The 17,596-nt window shown below is 70.4% G+C and carries 18 protein-coding genes and 1 pseudogene; 8 read left to right on the top strand and 11 right to left on the bottom strand.

Annotation, left to right across the window (positions count from 1 at the left end; translation table 11 throughout):
• The first annotated feature begins 67 nt into the window (after positions 1 to 67).
• Both DCS98_RS08275 and DCS98_RS08270 read left to right on the top strand, forming a co-directional pair.
• On the top strand, positions 68 to 2,422 hold the full coding sequence (locus DCS98_RS08275; protein WP_116450895.1) for an MMPL family transporter: 2,355 nt from the start codon (positions 68 to 70) through the stop codon (positions 2,420 to 2,422).
• A complete protein-coding gene (locus DCS98_RS08270) occupies positions 2,419 to 2,901 on the top strand; it encodes a hypothetical protein (RefSeq protein ID WP_116450894.1) in 483 nt (160 codons plus the stop codon). The genes DCS98_RS08275 and DCS98_RS08270 overlap by 4 nt, the downstream gene beginning before the upstream one ends.
• Positions 2,902 to 3,151: 250 nt before the next feature.
• On the opposite strand, the gene DCS98_RS08265 is transcribed toward DCS98_RS08270, so the two are convergent.
• From DCS98_RS08265 to DCS98_RS08245, 5 genes are all read right to left on the bottom strand, one after another.
• Positions 3,152 to 3,661, bottom strand: coding sequence for a PaaI family thioesterase (locus DCS98_RS08265; protein WP_116450893.1), 510 nt, complete (start codon positions 3,659 to 3,661; stop codon positions 3,152 to 3,154).
• A 151-nt stretch (positions 3,662 to 3,812) separates the two neighbouring features.
• Positions 3,813 to 5,003: an NAD(P)/FAD-dependent oxidoreductase gene (locus tag DCS98_RS08260; protein ID WP_116450892.1), complete on the bottom strand. Its 1,191-nt coding sequence runs from the start codon at positions 5,001 to 5,003 to the stop codon at positions 3,813 to 3,815.
• Between the two features lie 142 nt (positions 5,004 to 5,145).
• Positions 5,146 to 5,529: an FAD-binding protein gene (locus tag DCS98_RS08255; protein ID WP_275585492.1), complete on the bottom strand. Its 384-nt coding sequence runs from the start codon at positions 5,527 to 5,529 to the stop codon at positions 5,146 to 5,148.
• A 2-nt stretch (positions 5,530 to 5,531) separates the two neighbouring features.
• The gene (locus DCS98_RS08250; RefSeq protein WP_116450891.1) at positions 5,532 to 5,723 is read right to left on the bottom strand and encodes a ferredoxin; all 192 of its coding nucleotides are present in this window, start codon (positions 5,721 to 5,723) and stop codon (positions 5,532 to 5,534) included.
• A gap of 30 nt (positions 5,724 to 5,753) precedes the next feature.
• Complete coding sequence (locus tag DCS98_RS08245; RefSeq protein WP_116450890.1) at positions 5,754 to 7,031, bottom strand: cytochrome P450; 1,278 nt, start codon at positions 7,029 to 7,031, stop codon at positions 5,754 to 5,756.
• A gap of 168 nt (positions 7,032 to 7,199) precedes the next feature.
• Between DCS98_RS08245 and DCS98_RS08240 the strand changes: the two genes are divergently transcribed.
• A complete protein-coding gene (locus tag DCS98_RS08240; protein ID WP_116450889.1) occupies positions 7,200 to 7,820 on the top strand; it encodes a TetR/AcrR family transcriptional regulator in 621 nt (206 codons plus the stop codon).
• A gap of 483 nt (positions 7,821 to 8,303) precedes the next feature.
• Here the strand turns inward: DCS98_RS08240 and DCS98_RS08235 are convergent, their stop codons facing one another.
• Positions 8,304 to 8,768 carry a winged helix-turn-helix transcriptional regulator gene (locus tag DCS98_RS08235; protein ID WP_116450888.1) on the bottom strand — a complete coding sequence of 155 codons (465 nt, stop codon included), beginning with the start codon at positions 8,766 to 8,768 and terminating at the stop codon, positions 8,304 to 8,306.
• Between the two features lie 108 nt (positions 8,769 to 8,876).
• On the opposite strand from DCS98_RS08235, the gene DCS98_RS08230 reads away from it, so the two are divergent.
• The 3 genes from DCS98_RS08230 to DCS98_RS08220 all read left to right on the top strand — a co-directional run bounded on the left by DCS98_RS08230 (position 8,877) and on the right by DCS98_RS08220 (position 10,307).
• Complete coding sequence (locus tag DCS98_RS08230; protein WP_116450887.1) at positions 8,877 to 9,296, top strand: DoxX family membrane protein; 420 nt, start codon at positions 8,877 to 8,879, stop codon at positions 9,294 to 9,296.
• Between the two features lie 68 nt (positions 9,297 to 9,364).
• Entirely contained in the window at positions 9,365 to 9,787 is a 423-nt protein-coding gene (locus DCS98_RS08225; protein WP_116450886.1) for a luciferase domain-containing protein, read from the top strand.
• 61 nt (positions 9,788 to 9,848) lie between these two features.
• Entirely contained in the window at positions 9,849 to 10,307 is a 459-nt protein-coding gene (locus DCS98_RS08220) for a VOC family protein (protein ID WP_116450885.1), read from the top strand.
• 131 nt (positions 10,308 to 10,438) lie between these two features.
• On the opposite strand, the gene DCS98_RS23295 is transcribed toward DCS98_RS08220, so the two are convergent.
• The 5 genes and pseudogenes from DCS98_RS23295 to DCS98_RS22935 form a co-directional block, all read right to left on the bottom strand.
• A complete protein-coding gene (locus DCS98_RS23295; protein ID WP_204261770.1) occupies positions 10,439 to 10,723 on the bottom strand; it encodes a hypothetical protein in 285 nt (94 codons plus the stop codon).
• 459 nt (positions 10,724 to 11,182) lie between these two features.
• Positions 11,183 to 11,320, bottom strand: a pseudogene (locus tag DCS98_RS24070) (IS256 family transposase); the annotation flags it as partial.
• Between the two features lie 806 nt (positions 11,321 to 12,126).
• A complete protein-coding gene (locus DCS98_RS08210; RefSeq protein WP_116451125.1) occupies positions 12,127 to 13,785 on the bottom strand; it encodes an MDR family MFS transporter in 1,659 nt (552 codons plus the stop codon).
• A gap of 118 nt (positions 13,786 to 13,903) precedes the next feature.
• Positions 13,904 to 14,410, bottom strand: coding sequence for a MarR family winged helix-turn-helix transcriptional regulator (locus DCS98_RS08205; protein ID WP_164704464.1), 507 nt, complete (start codon positions 14,408 to 14,410; stop codon positions 13,904 to 13,906).
• 76 nt (positions 14,411 to 14,486) lie between these two features.
• Positions 14,487 to 14,783, bottom strand: a complete 297-nt coding sequence (locus DCS98_RS22935) for a hypothetical protein (protein WP_164704463.1) — start codon at positions 14,781 to 14,783, stop codon at positions 14,487 to 14,489.
• A gap of 451 nt (positions 14,784 to 15,234) precedes the next feature.
• Between DCS98_RS22935 and DCS98_RS08200 the strand changes: the two genes are divergently transcribed.
• Both DCS98_RS08200 and DCS98_RS08185 read left to right on the top strand, forming a co-directional pair.
• Complete coding sequence (locus DCS98_RS08200) at positions 15,235 to 15,852, top strand: TetR/AcrR family transcriptional regulator (protein ID WP_116450883.1); 618 nt, start codon at positions 15,235 to 15,237, stop codon at positions 15,850 to 15,852.
• A gap of 1,407 nt (positions 15,853 to 17,259) precedes the next feature.
• A complete protein-coding gene (locus DCS98_RS08185) occupies positions 17,260 to 17,469 on the top strand; it encodes a helix-turn-helix transcriptional regulator (RefSeq protein ID WP_116450881.1) in 210 nt (69 codons plus the stop codon).
• Positions 17,470 to 17,596 lie beyond the last annotated feature (127 nt).

Here is a 17,596-nt window from a genome sequence, read left to right as displayed (position 1 = left end):
TCCGCCTGATAGTTGACTATCACTTCGATGATCATGGTTGTCGGGTGAGACGAGCCAGGGGGACCCCGTGTCGACGTTTCTCTACCGCGTGGGACGGGCGGCCTACCGTCATCCGCTGCGTGCGATCGGCGCCTGGGTGCTGCTGTTGGCGGTCCTGATCGGCGCTCTCGTGCTGAATCCGCCGCGGTTGAGCACCGAGTTCCGGATCGACGGCACGCCGGCGCAGGAGGTCATCGACCAGCTGGGCCGGGAGCTGCCGGAGGCGGCGGGCGGGCAGGGCTCGATCGTGTTCCAGGCGCCCGAGGGTGAGCGCCTCGACTCCCTGGCCCTGGCCGCCGCGGTCGCCGAGTCGGTCGCGAACGTCTATGCCGTCGAGCACGTCGTCGACCCGGCGGAACTGATCGCCGCCCAATCCGAGCGCGGCGGCGCGCCCGCACCCCCGGGTGGGAGCCCGCCCGGGAACCCGGAGCAGGCGCCGGCTGCCCCGCCGGCCGGCATGCTGGTGGTCGACGGCCAGCCGGTGCTCGGGGTGACCGTGTCCCCCGACGGGCGGGTGGCGCTCCTGCAGTTCCAGTTCACCGACCAGCTCTTCGAGCTGCCCGCCGGGACGGTCGGCGACACAGTCGCGGCCGCGGAGGCACCGGCGGAGGACGCCGGCATCGCGGTGCTCCCCGGCGCCACCCTGCAAGAGATCCCCGAGGTCATCGGGGTCGCGGAGATCGTGGGCGTCGGTGTCGCGGCCCTCGTCCTGCTGGTCACCCTCGGCTCCGTGGTCGCCGCCGGCCTGCCGCTGGCCAACGCGCTGGTCGGGGTGGCCACCGGCATCGGCGGGGCCTTCGCCCTGGGGCACCTGTTCCAGCTCAACTCGATCTCGGTCGTCCTGGCACTCATGCTCGGCCTGGCAGTGGGCATCGACTACGCCCTGTTCATCGTCAACCGGCAGCGCTGGCTCATCCTGAACAAGGGGCTGGACGCCCAGGAGGCCACGGCCCGCGCGGTCGGCACCGCCGGCAGCGCCGTCTTCTTCGCCGGAACCACGGTCGTCATCGCCCTGACCGCCATGCTGGTGGTCGGCATCTCGCTGCTCAGTGTCATGGCCCTCATCGCCGCCGCCACCGTCGCCATCGCCGTGCTCGTCGCGCTGACCTTCCTGCCCGCCCTGCTGGGCCTGCTCAAGGAGCGGATCTGCTCGCCGGCGGCCCGCCGCCGCGCGGCCGGACATGCCGACCGGTCGCGCTCCCCGTCGCGGCAGTGGTCCGGCTTCGTCGTGCGGCACCGACTGCTGGTCGTCCTGGCCGTCGTCGCGGTCACCGCCCTGCTGGCCGCGCCGATGACGAGCATGCGGCTGGGCATGCCCTCGGCGGAGAGCTACAGCAGCGGCACGCCGCAGCGGGACGGGTACGACGCCGTCGCGGACAGCTTCGGGGAAGGCTTCAACGGCCCCCTCGTCGCGGTCGCCAGCTCCACTCAGCCGGGCACACCCCTGGACCAGCAGGCCCTGCAGGAGGTGGTTGGCGACCTCGGCGCGCTGGACGGCGTGCAGACCGCCATCCCGGCCGGGCTCAGTCAGGACGGCGCCACCGCGGTGCTCTCGGTCATCCCCACCAGCGGACCGACCGACGAAGCCACCGAGGAACTGGTCACCCAGATCCGCGACCGCGCCGATCGCTACGCCGACGAGTTCGGCATCGACCTCGGCGTCACCGGCCTCACCGCCATCGGGATCGACATGTCCGAGCGCCTGGCCGAGGTCCTGCCGCTCTACCTCGCCGTGGTCCTCGGCCTGTCGCTGCTGGTGCTGCTGCTGGTCTTCCGCTCGGTCCTCGTCCCGATCAAGGCCACCGCCGGCTTCCTGCTCAGCATCCTGGCCACCTTCGGCGCCACCACCGCGGTGTTCCAGTGGGGCTGGCTGAACGAGGTCTTCGGGTTCGACACCACCACGCCGGTGATGAGCATGCTGCCGATCATCGTCACCGGCGTGCTGTACGGGCTGGCGATGGACTACCAGATCTTCCTGGTGTCCTCCATGCGCGAGTCCCACGTCCACGGCCACCACGGCACCGACAGCGTGGTGGACGGGTTCACCCAGGCCAGCCGGGTCGTGGTGGCCGCGGCCGTCATCATGATCGCCGTCTTCAGCGGGTTCATCTTCAACGCCGACCCGATGGTCAAGCAGATGGGCTTCGCCCTGGCCATCGGCATCACCATCGACGCGTTCCTCATCCGCCTCACCCTGGTCCCGGCGGTGATGTCCATGTTCGGCGACCGGGCCTGGTGGCTGCCCCGATGGCTGGACCGCCTCCTGCCCGACCTCGACGTCGAGGGAGACAAGCTCCTCCAGCAGCTCGACCGGCAGAGACAGGACGCCGCCGCGCCGGAACGGCGGACCGCCGAAGAACCGGTGTCCACCCCGAGCCGATGAGCGCGCGCACTCCCGGCAGGAGGACCACGGGCACGTCGGCCCGCGGGCCAGACCTGCGGCGGTGGGGACGGCGGCTGATCGCCGCCTCCGCCGTCGCCAGCGCCACCCTGCCATGGCTGGCCGACTGGAACCGTCGGCACACGTTCGGGCCGGAGTACGGCCCGCACGCGCGCTGGCACGGCGCCTCCGAAGTCGTCAGCGCGACCCTGGACGGCCTGATCGCCCTCTGGCTCCTGCGCGAGGGCGAACGCGACCACCCCGGGTCGCAACGGACCGTCACCGCCGCCGCGCTGCTGCCCATCGCACGGTGGGCACCGTTCAACCTCACCCTGCTCCTGCCCGGCACCTCCCCCTACGACCAGCACCGCCTCCCGCAACGGGTGCTCGGCGTGCCGGCCGCCCTCCTCAGCCAGGACCTCATCGCAGCCACCGCAGCCACCGGACTGCTCCTGCACCGACGAGGACATCGCAGGCGGTAGTCAGGCGCGGTGCCCTCCGGACGGTTAGACGATGATCCTCGCTGAGCCCCTGGGGGCTGAACAAACGTCCCGGGCACCACCCCAAGCCTGAAGCGCACGGGCGCAGGCGGTCACCGAGTCCACTCGGGTTCGCACTCACCCGCCGACGCAACACCGTCTTGCTATGCCGGTTGCTGCACTTCTCCAGCACGTCGGATACGCGCCCTCGTCGATGTCGTGAAGAGAAGGCATCGTCCCCTTGAGTCGATGCTCAGGGTGCGACGGGCGGATCTCCTGCCGCTGCGCCGGCGAAGTGCTGGAGTGGCACGACGACGAACAGCGCCTTCGCGGTGAACGCTGTGTTGCCGGCGTCATCGGTCCCGGTGGCCTCGACGAACAGCTTGCGGCCTTCCCGCCGTTCCAATCGGGCCTCGAGCACATAGCGACGCTGGAGCAGCACCGGGGCGTGATAGTCGACCTCCAGGTGCCGGGTGACGGCCGGCTCTCCCACGAGGTAGAGGACGAACCCGAAGAGGTCGTCGACGACGGTCGCCACCGCGCCACCGTGAGCGATGCCTGGCGCGCCGACGTGCCGGGCATCGAAGACGTGCTCGCTCACTACGCGTTCACCGGCGCGCCGCACCTGGAGGTGATGACCGTGTGCATTGTCCGGCCCGCAGCCGAGGCACTCCGGGTGGTGCGCTGGCAGGACGTCCGCCGCTGTGGACCGGTGATTGAAGCCGGCGGCCCAGTCCGCGAGCACGCCGTCGGCCTCACTCATGCGGCACCGGCATCCAACTTGAGCAAATCTCCGATGCACTTCTCATGGCTGGTCCTCTTCCTGGTCTTCGGCGTGCGTTCCGTGGCAGGCCAGGTCGGCCGTCACCCGAAATGGCACGCGGCAACTGCCGGGCGACTGGGATCTGCGCATCTCATCGACCAGCGAAGGCGAGAGCGTCCTGCCAGGCGGTTCGCCGTCCGATCATCGCCCGATATTTCATGATCTTGCCCGGCATGTTTAACGCGAGGGCGCCCACGAGCAGGTCCTCATGGCGGTACAGCGCGAGCCACCGAGTGCCGTCCAGGTCCCCGATCACGGTGACCTCGTCGGCGGCGGTGATGCCGACCATCTGCAACTTGTCGGTGTACCAGTCCGACCAGAAGTAAGGAACGGTGCCGTACGGGGTGGCCTCGGCGGGGGCCAGAGCGTTGCGCGCGGCTGCGGCGCCTTGCTCGGCGGCCGACGTCCAGTGCTCCAGGCGCATCGTCCGGCCGAAGAGCGGGTTGGGCCAGCGGGCGACGTCCCCCGCGGCGTACACCTCGGTGTCGGCGCGCAGTGTCTCGTCGCAGACGACGCCGTCGTCGACCTGCAGTCCTGAATCGGTGAGCCAGTCGGTGACGGGGTCGGCGCCGATGCCGACGACGACGAGATCGGCGGGCAGGACCGAGCCGTCGGACAGCGCGACGCCTTCGACGCGATCCTCGCCTTCGAGCCCGGTAACGGAGACACCGCACCGCAGCTCGGTGCCGTTGCGGGCGTGAAGGTCTGCGCACGGGGCGGCCATCTGCTCGCCGACGGCACGAACGAGCGGCAGCGGGGCCGCCTCGAGGATGGTGACGTCGACGTCCCGCTTGCGGGCGGCCGAGGCGACCTCGGACCCGATGAAGCCACCACCGACGACGACCGTGCGGCAGCCAGCGTCCAGGGCCCGGCGGATGCTGCGGGCGTCCTCGACGGTGCGCAGGGTGTGCATCCCGTCGAGCTGCTTCCCGGGCAGCTGGCGGGCGCGCGCACCGGTGGCGATGACCAGCCGCTCGTAGCGCAGCCACTCGTCATCGCCAAGGATGATCTCCCGGCCGGCGGTGTCGAGCGCGGTCGCGGGGACGCCGAGCCGCAGCTCGACGTCCAGGGCGCGCAGCTCGTCCTCGGTGCGGTGGTGCGGCATCGCCGGTTCGTCGCCCGGGTCGAGAAAGGTCTTGGACAGCGGTGGCCGGTCGTAGGGCAGGTGCTCCTCGGCCCCGACAAGGATCAGCCGACCGGTGTAGCCGCTCTTGCGGGCGGACTCGACCGCCCGCAAGCCGGCCAGGGACGCGCCGACGACGACGAAGGGTTCCTCGGGCAAATTTCCTCCAGGGAACGGCCGGGGACGGTGGGCCGGCGGAGCGTGCCGACGTGCTAGGAGGGTGGCTCGCGGCCGAGGAATACCCCGACCGGTGTCAGGGTGAAGGTCGAACCGACGCCCATCTCCTCGGCCACCGACCGCATCACCTCGTCGTAGGCGGTGAGCGTCGGGTTTCTGCACGACGCCGAGCATCCGGCTGGCCTGGTCGTACCGGGGCGCCAGCTCGTCCTGTCAGTCGGTGATGTGCGAACACTGCCGGTCCCGGAAGAACGGCGCCGGCGAAGACGACCACCTTGCCGACCTTGCTGATCCGCTGGATCCCCTTGAGCCCCAGGCGGGGGGCCCACAGGAACCGGCGGACATCCCATGAGGTCCGGGGCAAGGTGTCGTCGGTGAAGCGCAGCCCGGCCTCGAGCACGGTGACCCGGTAGCCCTTCTCCGACGGCCGCAGCGCCGCGACGCTGCCACCGAAGCCGCTGCCGATGACCAGGACGTCGGCGTCGTGCTCCGGGCGCGGTGCGCCCATCCTCACTCCTCGATGCTCAGCGCGCTGGTGGGGCAGGCCGCGACGGCCTCCTCCATCAGCGCCCGCCGGTCCTCCGGGGGCGTGGGGTTCAGCAGGTTGAGTGCGCCGTCGTCACCGACCTCGAAGAAGTTCGGGGCCACCGACTCACACATCCCCAGCGACGAGCACTTGTTCTCGTCCAGCACGATCCTCACGGGAGTGTCCTTTCCGGTCGGGTGGGTCGGTCAGCGCTCCGGGGTGAAGCGCACGGGCAGGTGGTTGACGCCGTGGAAGAAGGTGCTGACCGTGTAGGAGGGCTCGCCGGACACCTCGATGTCGGGCAGCCGGGTCAGCAGCTCGCGGTAGATGGCCGCCAGCTGCTGGCGGGCCAGCTGATTGCCCAGGCAGTGGTGGATCCCGCCCCCGCCGAAGCTCACGTGCGGGTTCGGGTTCCGGGAGAGGTCGAAGCGCTCGGGCGCGTCGAACACCTCGGTGTCCCAGTTGGCCGAGGCGTAGAACATGACCACCTTGTCGCCATGGGTGATCTGCTGCCCGTTCAGCTCGCAGTCGCGGGACGCGGTGCGCCGGAAGGTCATGATCGGGGTGGCCCACCGGACCATCTCCTCGACCGCCCCCTTGAGCCGGCCGTCGAGGTCCTCCATGAGCCAGGCCTTCTGCTCGGGGAAGTCGGTGAGGGCCTTCATCGCGTGACTGGTGCTCTGCCGGGTGGTGTCGTTACCGGCGATGGTGAGCAGCCCGAAGAAGGACATGATCTCGTCGTCGGTCAGCCGCTCGCCGTCGACCTCGGCCTGCACGAGGTTGCTGAGCAGATCCTCGCCCGGGTTGCGCCGGCGCTCGGCGATGTACCTGCCGGCCAGCTCACCGAGGTAGAGCATGGCCTCGAACAGGCGGCCGAGGGGTTCCTGGTCACCCATCAACTCCGGGTCGTTCCAGCCGCCGGCGAACTGCGCCTCGTAGGCCATCTTCGTCCGGTCGGCCTCGTCGATGCCCATCATGTCGCAGATGTTGTGCATCGGGACGAGAGCCGCGACCTCGGGGACGAAGTCGACCTCCCCCCGGGTCGCGATGTCGTCCACGATGCGCCCGGCGTTGGCCTGGATCTGGTCGTGGATGCGGCGGATCTGCTTCGGGGTGAACGCCGAGCTCAGCAGCCGCCGGATCTTGGTGTGCCGCGGCGGGTCCATCGCGATGAAGCCCTGGCCCGCGTCGAGCAGTTCCTGCGGCATCGACTCCATCACGATGCCCTCGCCCGAGATGAAGTCCTCGTGCCGCTTGGTGACCTCGACCAGGTCGGCGTGGCGCACGACAGCCCAGAACCCCTGGTCGTTCGGGTCCTTCATCAGCATGTCCTCGACCGGCTGGTGCCAGCTCACCGGACGCTCGGCACGCAGTACGGCGTAGGTCTTCTCCCGCTCGGCGGCCGTCTGCGACCAGAACGCTCGGGACGAGATGTCCGCGGGGTCATAGGGGCGGGTGTCGCGCGGATGGGCAACAGTGGTCATCACGGCTCCAGGGTCTGCTCCGTACGGGTGGCCCCAGGTTGACACACAGCCAACTTTTGTCAAGTTATGGACCCAGACCTCGTACTTGTCAGGACCGGCCTTCGATGGAAGGAGTCTCCGACAGTTGGCTGTGACAGACTGTCGGCAATTGTCAAGGACCGAACAAACATGACCGGACGGGGGCGGCCAGTGGCGGCAGAGCCTCTTCGTCTGACCTTCCGGCAACACGTGCGCGATCGCGCACTGGACGCAGCGCGGGCCCTGACGGTCGAGAAGGGCTGGTCGCGGGTGCGCGTGGGCGATGTCGCCGCGCTGACCGGGGTATCGCGCCCGACGTTGTACAAGGAGTTCGGCGACAAACAGGGCCTCGGGGAAGCGCTGATCATGCAGGAAACCGAGCGGTTTCTCGTCGGCATCTCCCGCACCCTCGAAGCCCACCCTCAGGACGCCGCCGGAGGAATCACCGCAGCAATCGAGTACGTGCTCGCCGAGGCCGACGCCAGTCCCTTGCTGTGCGCCATCCTCACCTCTGCACGCGACGCCGACAACGAGCTGCTGCCCATGCTCACGACGCGTTCCGCACCTGTGCTCGACGCCGCCACCCGAACCCTGATCTCCTGGTTCACCGAGCACTTCCCGCAGCTCGACCCGCAAGACCTGGCCGACGGCGTGGACGCCCTGGTCCGACTCGCCGTCAGCCATCTCGTACTACCCGCCGATGACCAGACCACCACCGCCCGCAGCCTCGCTCGGATCGCCCTGCGCACCCTGCGGCTCGACTCCACCTGAGAATCGGTTCACCCTGACCGGCGAATCGTCGAGACGGTCCACAAACGATCTGCGCATGGACTTCCACGGGGATCGGACGCTCGAAGCCGTTCACGGCCATAGGGCATGACAGCCGGACGGAAAGAACGGCGAGGCACCTCAGCACCTTCCGGACCGGTTGGCGGTCGTCCCACCGTAGCCAGGCGACCTGGCCGAACGACCCGGCGACGATCAGTTCGGTCGAGCCGCCTGCGCGGCGTCTTTCGCGGTGCTGTCGGCGACAAGCCGATCACAACGACCCCAGCGCAGGCATCACCCTCCCCCGCCGTCGGCGCACCGAGGCGGTCATGCGGCTGCCCACCGCCGCCCATGGGAAGCGTTCTGCGCGCCACCGACGACGCGTTCCGACCGTTCGTCGCCCCTACGCCTTCGCCGGCCTGCGGCTCGGCGAGGCCGCCGCCGTCCAGGACTACTGATGGCTGACGTAGCGACCCGTCATCGCCGTCACGTGGGGTCCTCAAGAGGCTTCCGAGACCCTCGCGTCAGCTCCTCATCCGTCGCCTGGCCGCTCCCTCGATCAACCTTGCGGCGGCTTCCCGCCGCCTCGCCGTCGCCGGACTCCGCCCCGCCGGTCGCCACCCAGGCGGCCGCCCACGACGACACCGCATCGAGGACTGGAGCGAGGGCCCGCCCCTTGGCCGTCAGGCTGTAGCAGGAACCGCCGGCCGAGGAGGGCAGCGACCGCGTCACCACCCCCTCGCGCTCCAGTTCGCGCAATCGCTCGGCGAGCAGCCGGTCGGACAATCCGGGGACCGCCGCGCGCACGTCGCTGAAGCGCTGCCCGCCGGCGAGCAGCGCCCGGACGATGACGCCGTTCCACCGCCGGCCGATCAGCTCGATCGCCCGGTGGAAGACCGCGCAGTACTCCGACCCGCGGTCGGCGTCGAGCGGCGCACGCTCGACGGACACCCGTCCCGTTGTCGGCCCTGAGCTGCTCACGCTTGACCCTATCCCCGGCGCCTGCTATCCCTTCACCTTACGGAAAGTAAGTACTCCTTGTTAGTGACAGGAGCCAGTATGGACGTCGTCGTGCTCATCGGGCGGATCCTGTTCGCCGTGCTGTTCCTGGGGTCAGGGATCGCGCACGTCACCCAACGCCAGATGATGGCCGGATACGCGGCCAGCAAGAAGGTTCCCGCGGCGGGGGCCGCCGTGCCGGCCAGCGGCGTGCTGATCGTGATCGGCGCGCTCATGGTCGCCGTCGGGGTGTGGCCCGATCTCGGCGCGTTGCTGCTGGCGGCATTCCTGGTCCCCACCGCGGTCCTCATGCACGGATTCTGGGCCGAGACCGAGGCTGCGGCCCGGATGACCGAGCAGACGCAGTTCCTCAAGGACCTCGCGCTGGCCGGGGCGGCGCTGGTGATGTTCGGCCTGTTCGCCCAGCTCGGCGACGACCTCGGCCTGGTCGTCGTGGGACCACTGTTCGAGCTGTCGTGACCGCGGGCGCAGCCTCCCTCCCGCGACGCAGCGGGGGTCGGCCGGCCACCACCCCGACCAACCCGCACATGCAGCTGGAGCAGCAGCCGAGCGACGACCGGCCGCGCCGGCGGCTCGAGGCGCTGCTCGCCGACCTGCCCGGCGTCGTCTGGGCCGACAGCCTGATCTCGGTGCCCGGCGCGCGTGCCCTCACCCTGCCCCCGGACCAGGCGGTCGGGCCCCGGGAGGCGTTCATGCTCGGCACGGAGTTCGCCCACCTGCACCCCGCTCCCGACCATTCCCTGCACCTGGCCCTGCCACCTGACGTGGCCCGCCAGGCCATCGACGCGGGGTGGGCGGAGCAGCATCCGGTCGCCGCGCGCGGTCTGATCCCCGCGGGCACGGTGATGCTCTACGCCCCGCGCGACGACGCCGAGGCCGACGTCGTCGCCGCCCTGGTCAGAACCTCCTACGACTACGCGCGCGGGGCGACGGCCACCGACCGGGGCTGAGCCTCCGACACCAGGCCCTGGCCTCCCGCGACACCAAGGTCATCGAGAAGGAGCCACAGCGATGCGCGTGCACGAACTCGGCCACCTGGTCCTCTACGTCCGGGACCTCGACCGGTCCCGGCACTTCTACCGAGAGGTACTCGGCTGGGACGAGGTGCGCGGAGACGTTCCGCTGCCCGTTCCCGCCGCCGCCTTCAGCTCCGGCCGCACGCACCACGAGCTGCTGCTCATCGAGGTGGGGCCCTCCGCCGCACCCATGCCGCCGGGCCGGCGCGTCGGGATGTACCACTTCGGCCTCAAGGTGGGCGAGAGCGACGAGGAGCTGCGCGAGGTCGTCCGCCACCTCGACCGGCACGGCGTCCCCGTCCTCGGCGCCAGCGACCACACCGTCACCCACTCGCTCTACATCGCCGACCCCGACGGCCACGAGATCGAGCTCTACGTCGATGTGCTGCCGCGTGACCAGTGGCTCGCCGACCCCTCGTTGATCTTCGCCCCCATCCGACCGCTCCGCCTGTAGCCGGATCCCCGCCTGTCCCGGACTACTGCTGGAGAACTCCGAGGCGGCTGCCCGGGGGCTCTCAGGCTGATCAAGGCTGCGCCGGCCAGCCCGTGGCCGCTGGCAGCCGCGACGACGCCCGCTGGTGCGGATCATCCCACCGGGCGGCCGGCCGAGCGTCCGGTGGGCAGCGCCGCCACGGTCGCTGCCGAGCGAAGCGCCGAAGCCTCGGCGGCGAGCGCCACGTCTATCGCGTCGGCGGCCTCATCGAGCTGGTTGGCCCGTGGGTTTCCGACGTGATGCACGCCGCAGATCGCCGGCGTGGAAGAGCTGGCGATCGAGCCGAGGGCCTGGACTACGCACTGGCCGCCCTCACCGCCCAACTCGACCAACTGGCCGCGCACCCGGATCGCGGCCAGCGGCCTGCTGCTCAGCACGGTCGGTGACCAACCCGCGGGCCGCGCAACTGCTGGCCCGGCACGTCGCCGACGTCCAGGCCGGAACTATCGCAGTCGCCACCAGCCGCATCCGACGGTCTACCACGTCGGCGTCCAGTCACCGGTCGCCGCCTACGCCGCCGGCAAGGCGATCGTCGGCAAGGCCTCCGTCCGGGCCGCCATCACCACAGTCACGACAGCATGACCACCGCCGCGGCAGCATGACCACCAAGCCCCGCGCGTCCGCGACCGGCGCGGCTTGCTCATGCACTTCGCACTGATCAACCATCCCGACGCGCCGCCGTCGTCATCGGACGCGGCCGGTAACACCGGGCAAGAAGATGACCGTCGTGTCGTACGTGGGCGGTGTGGCCAACGACCGCGCAGCGCTGGGGAGTACCGGTCCAAGGACTACCAGGGCTTCCAAGTCACCGAGGTCAAGACCCCATCCCAGCCGACGATCACCGAAGTCAACTCCTCGGCCTCGATTTAGCGCTTGGTAGATGGTGGCGGCCGCCGAACGGATTCGGTCATCGACATCGTCGGCGGCCTTCAGTGCCTCGAGCACCTCGAGCAGGCAGACTGGTCCTGGGCCATCGTGTGCTGTGCCCTTCCAGGAGAACCATCGGCGTGGTCCCGCTAACCATCGCTCGATGGCCCCTTGCACGTGATCCCCACGCGGTCAGTGCCCTGCACTGTTACCACCTCGCGGGACGGCACCCTCAGCCGTGGGGGACAGCTCAACTGGCGCAAAGGGAAGAAGGACGGATCAACGGCGGGAAGAGGTCACACCTTCCCGTCCACGTGCGGTCGGCGCTCCGCAGCCCCGCGGGCCACGCGCTATCGATCGATGACGATCAGTTCGCCGGTCCCGACTCGCCCCGCCTCGGCGGGCGGGCCGAACCCCGGGGCGGCTTGCCAGCCGCCAGCCAGCACTCCAAGGCTGCGATTCCTCGGCCTGCCTGCAACTTGATGGCCACCGGTGTCGTGCGCGATCGTCCACGCGCGGGCGGACCAGTCGCCAGCCAGTCGGTCAGCACGGCGGGGCGTCCGGACCAGGTGGTGCCCCACGCGAGGCATCCGGTCATGACGCACCACAGCAGCAGCCGGCCGAGGTCGAGTACCCATGTCGCCCCGGCATAGAGAGCGACTCGAACGGCCGGCCGCACAGCGCCCCCTCCCCTGAGGGTTCCGGAGTTTCGCTTTCCGACGACGCGTCCGGGTGAGCCCACTCGGGCCGCGCCGACCTCGATCCGCTTGTTATCTGCCCACCATCATCGCGCCGGCCAGCACGGGTGGAAAGGGGTTCACTCTCCCGGCCGACCGCTGCATGTGCCGAGACCGACGCGCGATCCAACCGGCCAGGCGGAGCCGGACCAATCGGCTCCCGACGCGACGGCGTCCTACTGCTCCGGTCGCGGGGGGCTGACGGGTGCGGATCGCCTGGCGTCGGCGGCCGGGCGGTCTGCGGCCTGGTCCTCGTCGCCGTGGCCGAGATCGCTGTCGGGATCGACGGCCGTCTCGAAGGCCTCGGCGAGGTTCTCCCCGGTGGTGTGCTCCTGCGCGTGCCGGCGCAGCGGTGTCTCCCGCAGGAACAGCAGCACGAGGAAACCCAGCAGAGCGAACGGCACAGCTGCCAGGAACGTGGTCTGCAGCGCGTCGGCGAAGCCGGTGATGACCGCGGTGTGCACCGGCTCGGGCAAGGCGGCGATCTGTTCGGGGCTGCCCAGCGTCGGAGTTCCGCCGGCGAGCCGCTCGGCCGGGACGCCGGCCTCGGCGAGCCGGGACGGGATGGTGTCGGCGAGGCGATGGGTGAGCAGCGCGCCGAACACCGCCACCCCCAGAGCACCGCCCAGTGACCGGAAGAACGTCGCCCCGGAGGTGGCCACGCCCAGGTCCTTCTGCTCCACGGCGTTCTGGGCGGCCAGCACGAGCACCTGCATCACCAGGCCGATGCCGACCCCGGTGACCAGCATGTACAGCCCGGCCACCACCAGCGAGGTGTCCACTGAGAGCCGGCTCATCAGACCCAGCCCCACCGCGGCGATCAGCAGGCCGATCACCGGGAAGATCTTGTACCGGCCGGTGGCCGTGATCGCCCGCCCCGAGCCGATGGAGGCAGCGAGCAGACCCACCATGAGTGGCAGCGTCAGGAGCCCCGAGGCGGTCGGCGACTCGCCCTTGACGATCTGCAGGTACTGCGGCAGGAAGATGATCGCGCCGAACATCGCGACGCCGACGACGAAGCCGGCCAGGCTGGTGATGACGAAGGTGTGGTTGGCGAACAGGTGCGGCGGCATGATCGGCTCGCGGGCGCGGCGCTCCTGCCAGACGGCCAGGGCCAGCATCACGGCGGCCACGGCCGCCAGCACGTAGGTCCAGGGCGAGTTCCAGGCGAATTCCTTGCCACCCAGGGACAGCATGAGCAGCAGCGCGCTGACCGATGCCACGATGAAGAACGCGCCGAGCCAGTCGATGGCGTGCCGGGTCCGCGGGAAGGGCAGCTGGAGCACCCGTTCGGTGACGATCAGGGCCGCGATCCCGACCGGGATGCCGACCCAGAACGTCCACCGCCAGGACAGGTGCTCGACCAGGAATCCCCCCAGCAGGGGGCCGGCGACCGTCGCGATCCCGAACACCGACCCGATGTAGCCCTGGTAGCGACCACGCTCCCGCGGGCTGACGACGTCGCCGATGATCGCCTGCGACAACGCCATCAACCCGCCGACACCCAGGCCCTGGACCGCGCGGAAACCGATCAGCTGGGCCATGTCCTGCGCGAAGCCGCTGGCCAGGGAGGCGAGCAGGAAGATCCCGATCGCGGACTGGAACATGATCTTCCGCCCGTAGAGATCGGACAGCTTGCCCCAGATCGGCGTGGAGGCGGTGGAGGTCAGCAGGGTGGCCGACACCACCCACGCCAGCTGCTCCTGCCCACCGAGCTCACCGACGATGGTCGGCAACGCAGTGGCCACGATCGTCTGGGACAGCGCCGCCACCAGCATGCCCAGCATGAGCCCGACCAGCACGGTCAGGATTTGGCGATGGCTCAGGGCCGGCATCACCGGCGCGGTGTGCGGTGTTCCGCGCCGATCGTCGGCGGGTGTCGAACTCACGGGTGTGCGGCCTCTCTGTAGCGAGCCGTGCGAGGGGGGAACGACCGTCTCAGCAGGGGAATCCTCAGGCCGAGACGTGGATCTGACTCTGGGCCGACGGCGGAGGATGGTCCGTCTGCGCACCAGGGAGTCGGGCGTCCAGCCCCGCGTTCAGCCGCTCCAGCAGGGCGGCCAGAGTCCTCCGGTCCTCCGCCGACCAGGAACTGAGCAGTTCCCGGACCAGGCCGCGGCGGGCCTTGCGAGTGGCCGCCACGGCCCGGTGCCCCGTCTCGGTCAGTCGCAGGCGGCACGCCCGCCCGTCCTCCGGATCGGCCTCCCGCGCGATCAGCCCCGACTGCTGCAACGCCGCCACGTGCCTGCTCACCGTGGACGCATCGAGGCCGAGCAGCGCCGCCAACGCACCGTTGCGCAGCGGGCCCTCGTCGCGCAGCCGGCCGAGGATCAGGTACGCGGACCGCTCCAACGGCTGCCCGGACGACTCGGCATGCAGGTGGACCCGTTGCGCCCGCTGAACCAGGTGGGTCAGCTCGCGTTCGATGCGCTCCAACGGCTCGGAGACACCCGCGTCCACGCCTTGTTGCATGGCGCAACCATATACCCGGTCCGAGGCGCTTGCACGTTGCACCGGAGACTCCGTGGCCTCGCGGTCAGCCCGGGCCGCCGGGATCCTGAGCCTGCGGCGGCTGCGCCACCAGCCAGAGTTCGAGCTCGGCGATGCCCCTGGCGGCCTCCCGTCGGAGTTGGGCCTCGTCCTCTTCCGGCTTGCCATGGCCGACCGCGACACTGCGCCGACTGGCACCCATGGCCGCGCACGCCATCCAGCACACCCCAACGGCGAACGATCCCACGGCGCACCAGCCGAAGAAGCGGACGGCTTCCTGGAGCAACAGCGACAAGGCGAAGCCCATCGCGGCACCGCTCGACCCCACCACGCTGTCCTCCACGGCGAGGGCGCCGGGACACCGGGCAGGCCACGGCAAGGCCCCTCAGCAGAGCATCGTTCCTGATCTCGACGGGGACGGGAACAGGAGCTGCCGTCTCGCCAGATTTCTCCGCTCCGGTCAAGGGCCTATCAGATCCCCACCCAGCAACATCGTCGTCGGTGTCCGGATGCGACACCACCAGCAGTTCAGGTTGGAGCAGCCGACCCCGGCGGTCGGCAGTTGATCCCCAGCGATACCGGTCGCGGTGACCATGATGTGGCCATCGTGGCTCAAGGACCGGTCGGCGCCGTGGACAGCAGCTCGGGCATGGGGCCCGACCCGGCGTGCGGTGACCCATCCCCCACAGGCCGCCAGCTCCAGATCACCCCAAGAGACTGCTCCGGAGCAGCGCAGTCTCCGGCAGTCACGCCGAGTTCTTCAGAAATGATCTTCCAGTGTCTAATGTCTCCCCATGTCCGGGTCGACGACCGATAGCGCGCAGGCCAGCCGGGGAGGGCGTCCACGCGACCCCACCCGCGACGGCGTAATCCGGGCCGCTGTTCTCCACTTGCTCGCCGCGGTCGGCTACGGCGCGCTGACCATGGACGCCGTGGCCTCTCAGGCCGGCGTCGGCAAGGCCACCATCTACCGGCGCTGGCGGACCAAGCAGGACTTGGTCATCGACATCATCGCCGAGCTCAATCAGGCCGAGATCATCCCGCCCGATACCGGCTCGCTTCGAAGCGACCTGCGCGATCTACTGCACGCGCTGGTGGCCCTCATCAACGGACCGGCCGGGGCAGCCATCCTGTCGCTGCTGTCGACGGTTCCGCACGACCCCACCCTCGCCGAGGCGTTCCGCGGCGGCCCTCTGGACGGCTGGCAGCACGCTTTCGAACACGTATGGGCGCACGCCGCACAGCGCGGGGAGGTACCGCCTGGGCTGGCCGGTACGGTGCTGGCCGAGGCGGCCAGCTCCCTGCTCGTCCAGCGCTGGCTGCTCACCGGCCAGCCGGTCGACGACGCCTACGCCGACGCGGTGCTCGCCGCTGTCCTCCTCCCGCTGCTGACCTCTATCCCGTCGCGCTGAGGTTGGTGCAGGAAGGAACGAGCGAACCCCGCCGGGCACCTGGCATGCGGGCATCGACGCAAAGAAGACCGAGATGGACTCACCTGTCAATGCAACGCCTCAAGATCATCGCGGAGGTTAGGCAATGGCCGAGTTGCGGCGGCCGGGGATGTCGGATCAGCAGTAGGCGCCTCGACCTGTTCGCCGATCTGGTCGTGCAGGGCGGCGATCTTCGCCGCCCGGGCGGCGTCGGCCGCCTCCCGCTGCGCCGGACTCAGCTGCGGTCGCCCACTCCGACTTCCCCTGCCGGTCCGACTGCTGCTCGTGCCGCTGGCCGCGCTGCTTATCGTGGTGCTGGTGCTGGTCATCTGGACCGTCCCGGAACTGGAGCCGACACCGGTACGGGAGGGACCACGGAACAGGTGCCCTGCCACCCATTCCCCCGGCCCGTCCGGCACAGAGCTCTGCTCAGGGGCCGGGAGCGACGGCGGGGGGACGACCGGACCAAGACTGCTTCCGCAGCGGAGCGCCCGAAGGGCGGAAGGATCTTGGTCCGGTCGGGAGGAGGCGGCGCGGGAGGCCCCTACGCTGAGCTGCCGGACGGGTCGGGGGAACAGTAAGGACAGCCCGCCGCAGGCGGACCTTGACGACGGCGCAGCCGGCGCCACGCGCAGCGTGGCCCGAAGGGTGCTCCTGGCCCGCCCCAACGGTCCCGGCGCGACGACGTCGACGGCGCGCCCACCGGATAGCGAGCCTCGATCACCCGACACGCCGCGGAGACCCCTGGCGGACCGATCACGGGCCCCGCGGTCTCGCCGTGCCCCGAGCGAGGTGTCCAGCGCCATGAGTCAAGCTTGGCCAGGCCAGCACGCGCCCGAGGGCGTCCGCCCGGATGTTGTGCACAGCAGCCGTCGTCCACAGGGGCCGATCGCGCAGGAGCGCCCCAATGCTCACGGCCTGCATCGGCTGACTGGAGGACAACTGGAGGAACCCCGGGTCAGTCACCAGCGACCTCCAGTAATTCTCCAGGTCCCGCGGGACACGGGTACCCCGACTGTCGTCGGCCTACGGGAGAACGCGCTTCGGAAGCGCGGGCGGCGCAGGTCGGCGTCGGCCAGGCACAGCGTCGCGGCGGACAACCGGGCACCGGCCGCAGACGAACTGGAGGCGGTCCCGGGACACCGCCTACCGGGACGGCGAACCCAGCCGCAGTCCCGGGGCTGTCCACCGGCGGTCCCGGCGCCGACCCACGGCGTCGGCAGACGGAGGGCCTCCGTCGCTGGCAGGTGACGCGCCACCGGTGGCCGCTAGAGGAGAAAAACCGGAGACCGTCCGAGAAAGCTGGCTGTGAAGTGTCACCACCGGGCCCGAAATGGCGCCTTCTGTGGTGAAGACACCGCCCACCACCGACGACCCCCGGAGCCAGCCATGCCCGACCCCGCCGCCGACCACGAGCCCGAGCTGCTCACCATCACCGAGGCCGCGGACGTACTCCGCGCGCCCGTCGCCACCCTCCGGTACTGGCGACACCTGGGCACCGGCCCGAACAGCTTCCGACTCGGCCGGCGCGTCCTCTACCGCCGCGCCGACTTGCACATCTGGATCGACGCACAAGCAGACCAGCCCCTCCGCCGATAGCCGCTTCCTGAGCGCGGCGGGACCGGGCACCGGACCGCTGCGCACTGCGGGCACACGGGTGACGCCCGGCGGCCAGCCCCGCCTGTGGACGACGACGGTCCTCCACAGAAGCCGAACAGAACCGGCT

It is taken from the genome of Blastococcus litoris (genome assembly GCF_003075095.1).
GTDB lineage: Bacteria > Actinomycetota > Actinomycetes > Mycobacteriales > Geodermatophilaceae > Blastococcus_B > Blastococcus_B litoris.
The sequence above is the reverse complement of the archived record's forward strand: the minus strand, read 5'-3'. Positions and strand labels throughout refer to the sequence as shown.

Excerpts from the sequence above, each read along its gene's own strand:
- DCS98_RS08270 (WP_116450894.1), top strand. The coding sequence starts at position 2,419 with ATGAGCGCGCGCACTCCCGGCAGGAGGACCACGGGCACGTCGGCCCGC.
- DCS98_RS08185 (WP_116450881.1), top strand. The coding sequence starts at position 17,260 with ATGCCCGACCCCGCCGCCGACCACGAGCCCGAGCTGCTCACCATCACC.
- DCS98_RS08200 (WP_116450883.1), top strand. The coding sequence starts at position 15,235 with ATGTCCGGGTCGACGACCGATAGCGCGCAGGCCAGCCGGGGAGGGCGT.
- DCS98_RS08240 (WP_116450889.1), top strand. The coding sequence starts at position 7,200 with ATGACCGGACGGGGGCGGCCAGTGGCGGCAGAGCCTCTTCGTCTGACC.
- DCS98_RS08225 (WP_116450886.1), top strand. The coding sequence starts at position 9,365 with ATGCAGCTGGAGCAGCAGCCGAGCGACGACCGGCCGCGCCGGCGGCTC.
- DCS98_RS08255 (WP_275585492.1), bottom strand. The coding sequence starts at position 5,529 with ATGGGCGCACCGCGCCCGGAGCACGACGCCGACGTCCTGGTCATCGGC.
- DCS98_RS08230 (WP_116450887.1), top strand. The coding sequence starts at position 8,877 with ATGGACGTCGTCGTGCTCATCGGGCGGATCCTGTTCGCCGTGCTGTTC.
- DCS98_RS08210 (WP_116451125.1), bottom strand. The coding sequence starts at position 13,785 with ATGCCGGCCCTGAGCCATCGCCAAATCCTGACCGTGCTGGTCGGGCTC.
- DCS98_RS08265 (WP_116450893.1), bottom strand. The coding sequence starts at position 3,661 with ATGAGTGAGGCCGACGGCGTGCTCGCGGACTGGGCCGCCGGCTTCAAT.
- DCS98_RS08245 (WP_116450890.1), bottom strand. The coding sequence starts at position 7,031 with ATGACCACTGTTGCCCATCCGCGCGACACCCGCCCCTATGACCCCGCG.
- DCS98_RS08220 (WP_116450885.1), top strand. The coding sequence starts at position 9,849 with ATGCGCGTGCACGAACTCGGCCACCTGGTCCTCTACGTCCGGGACCTC.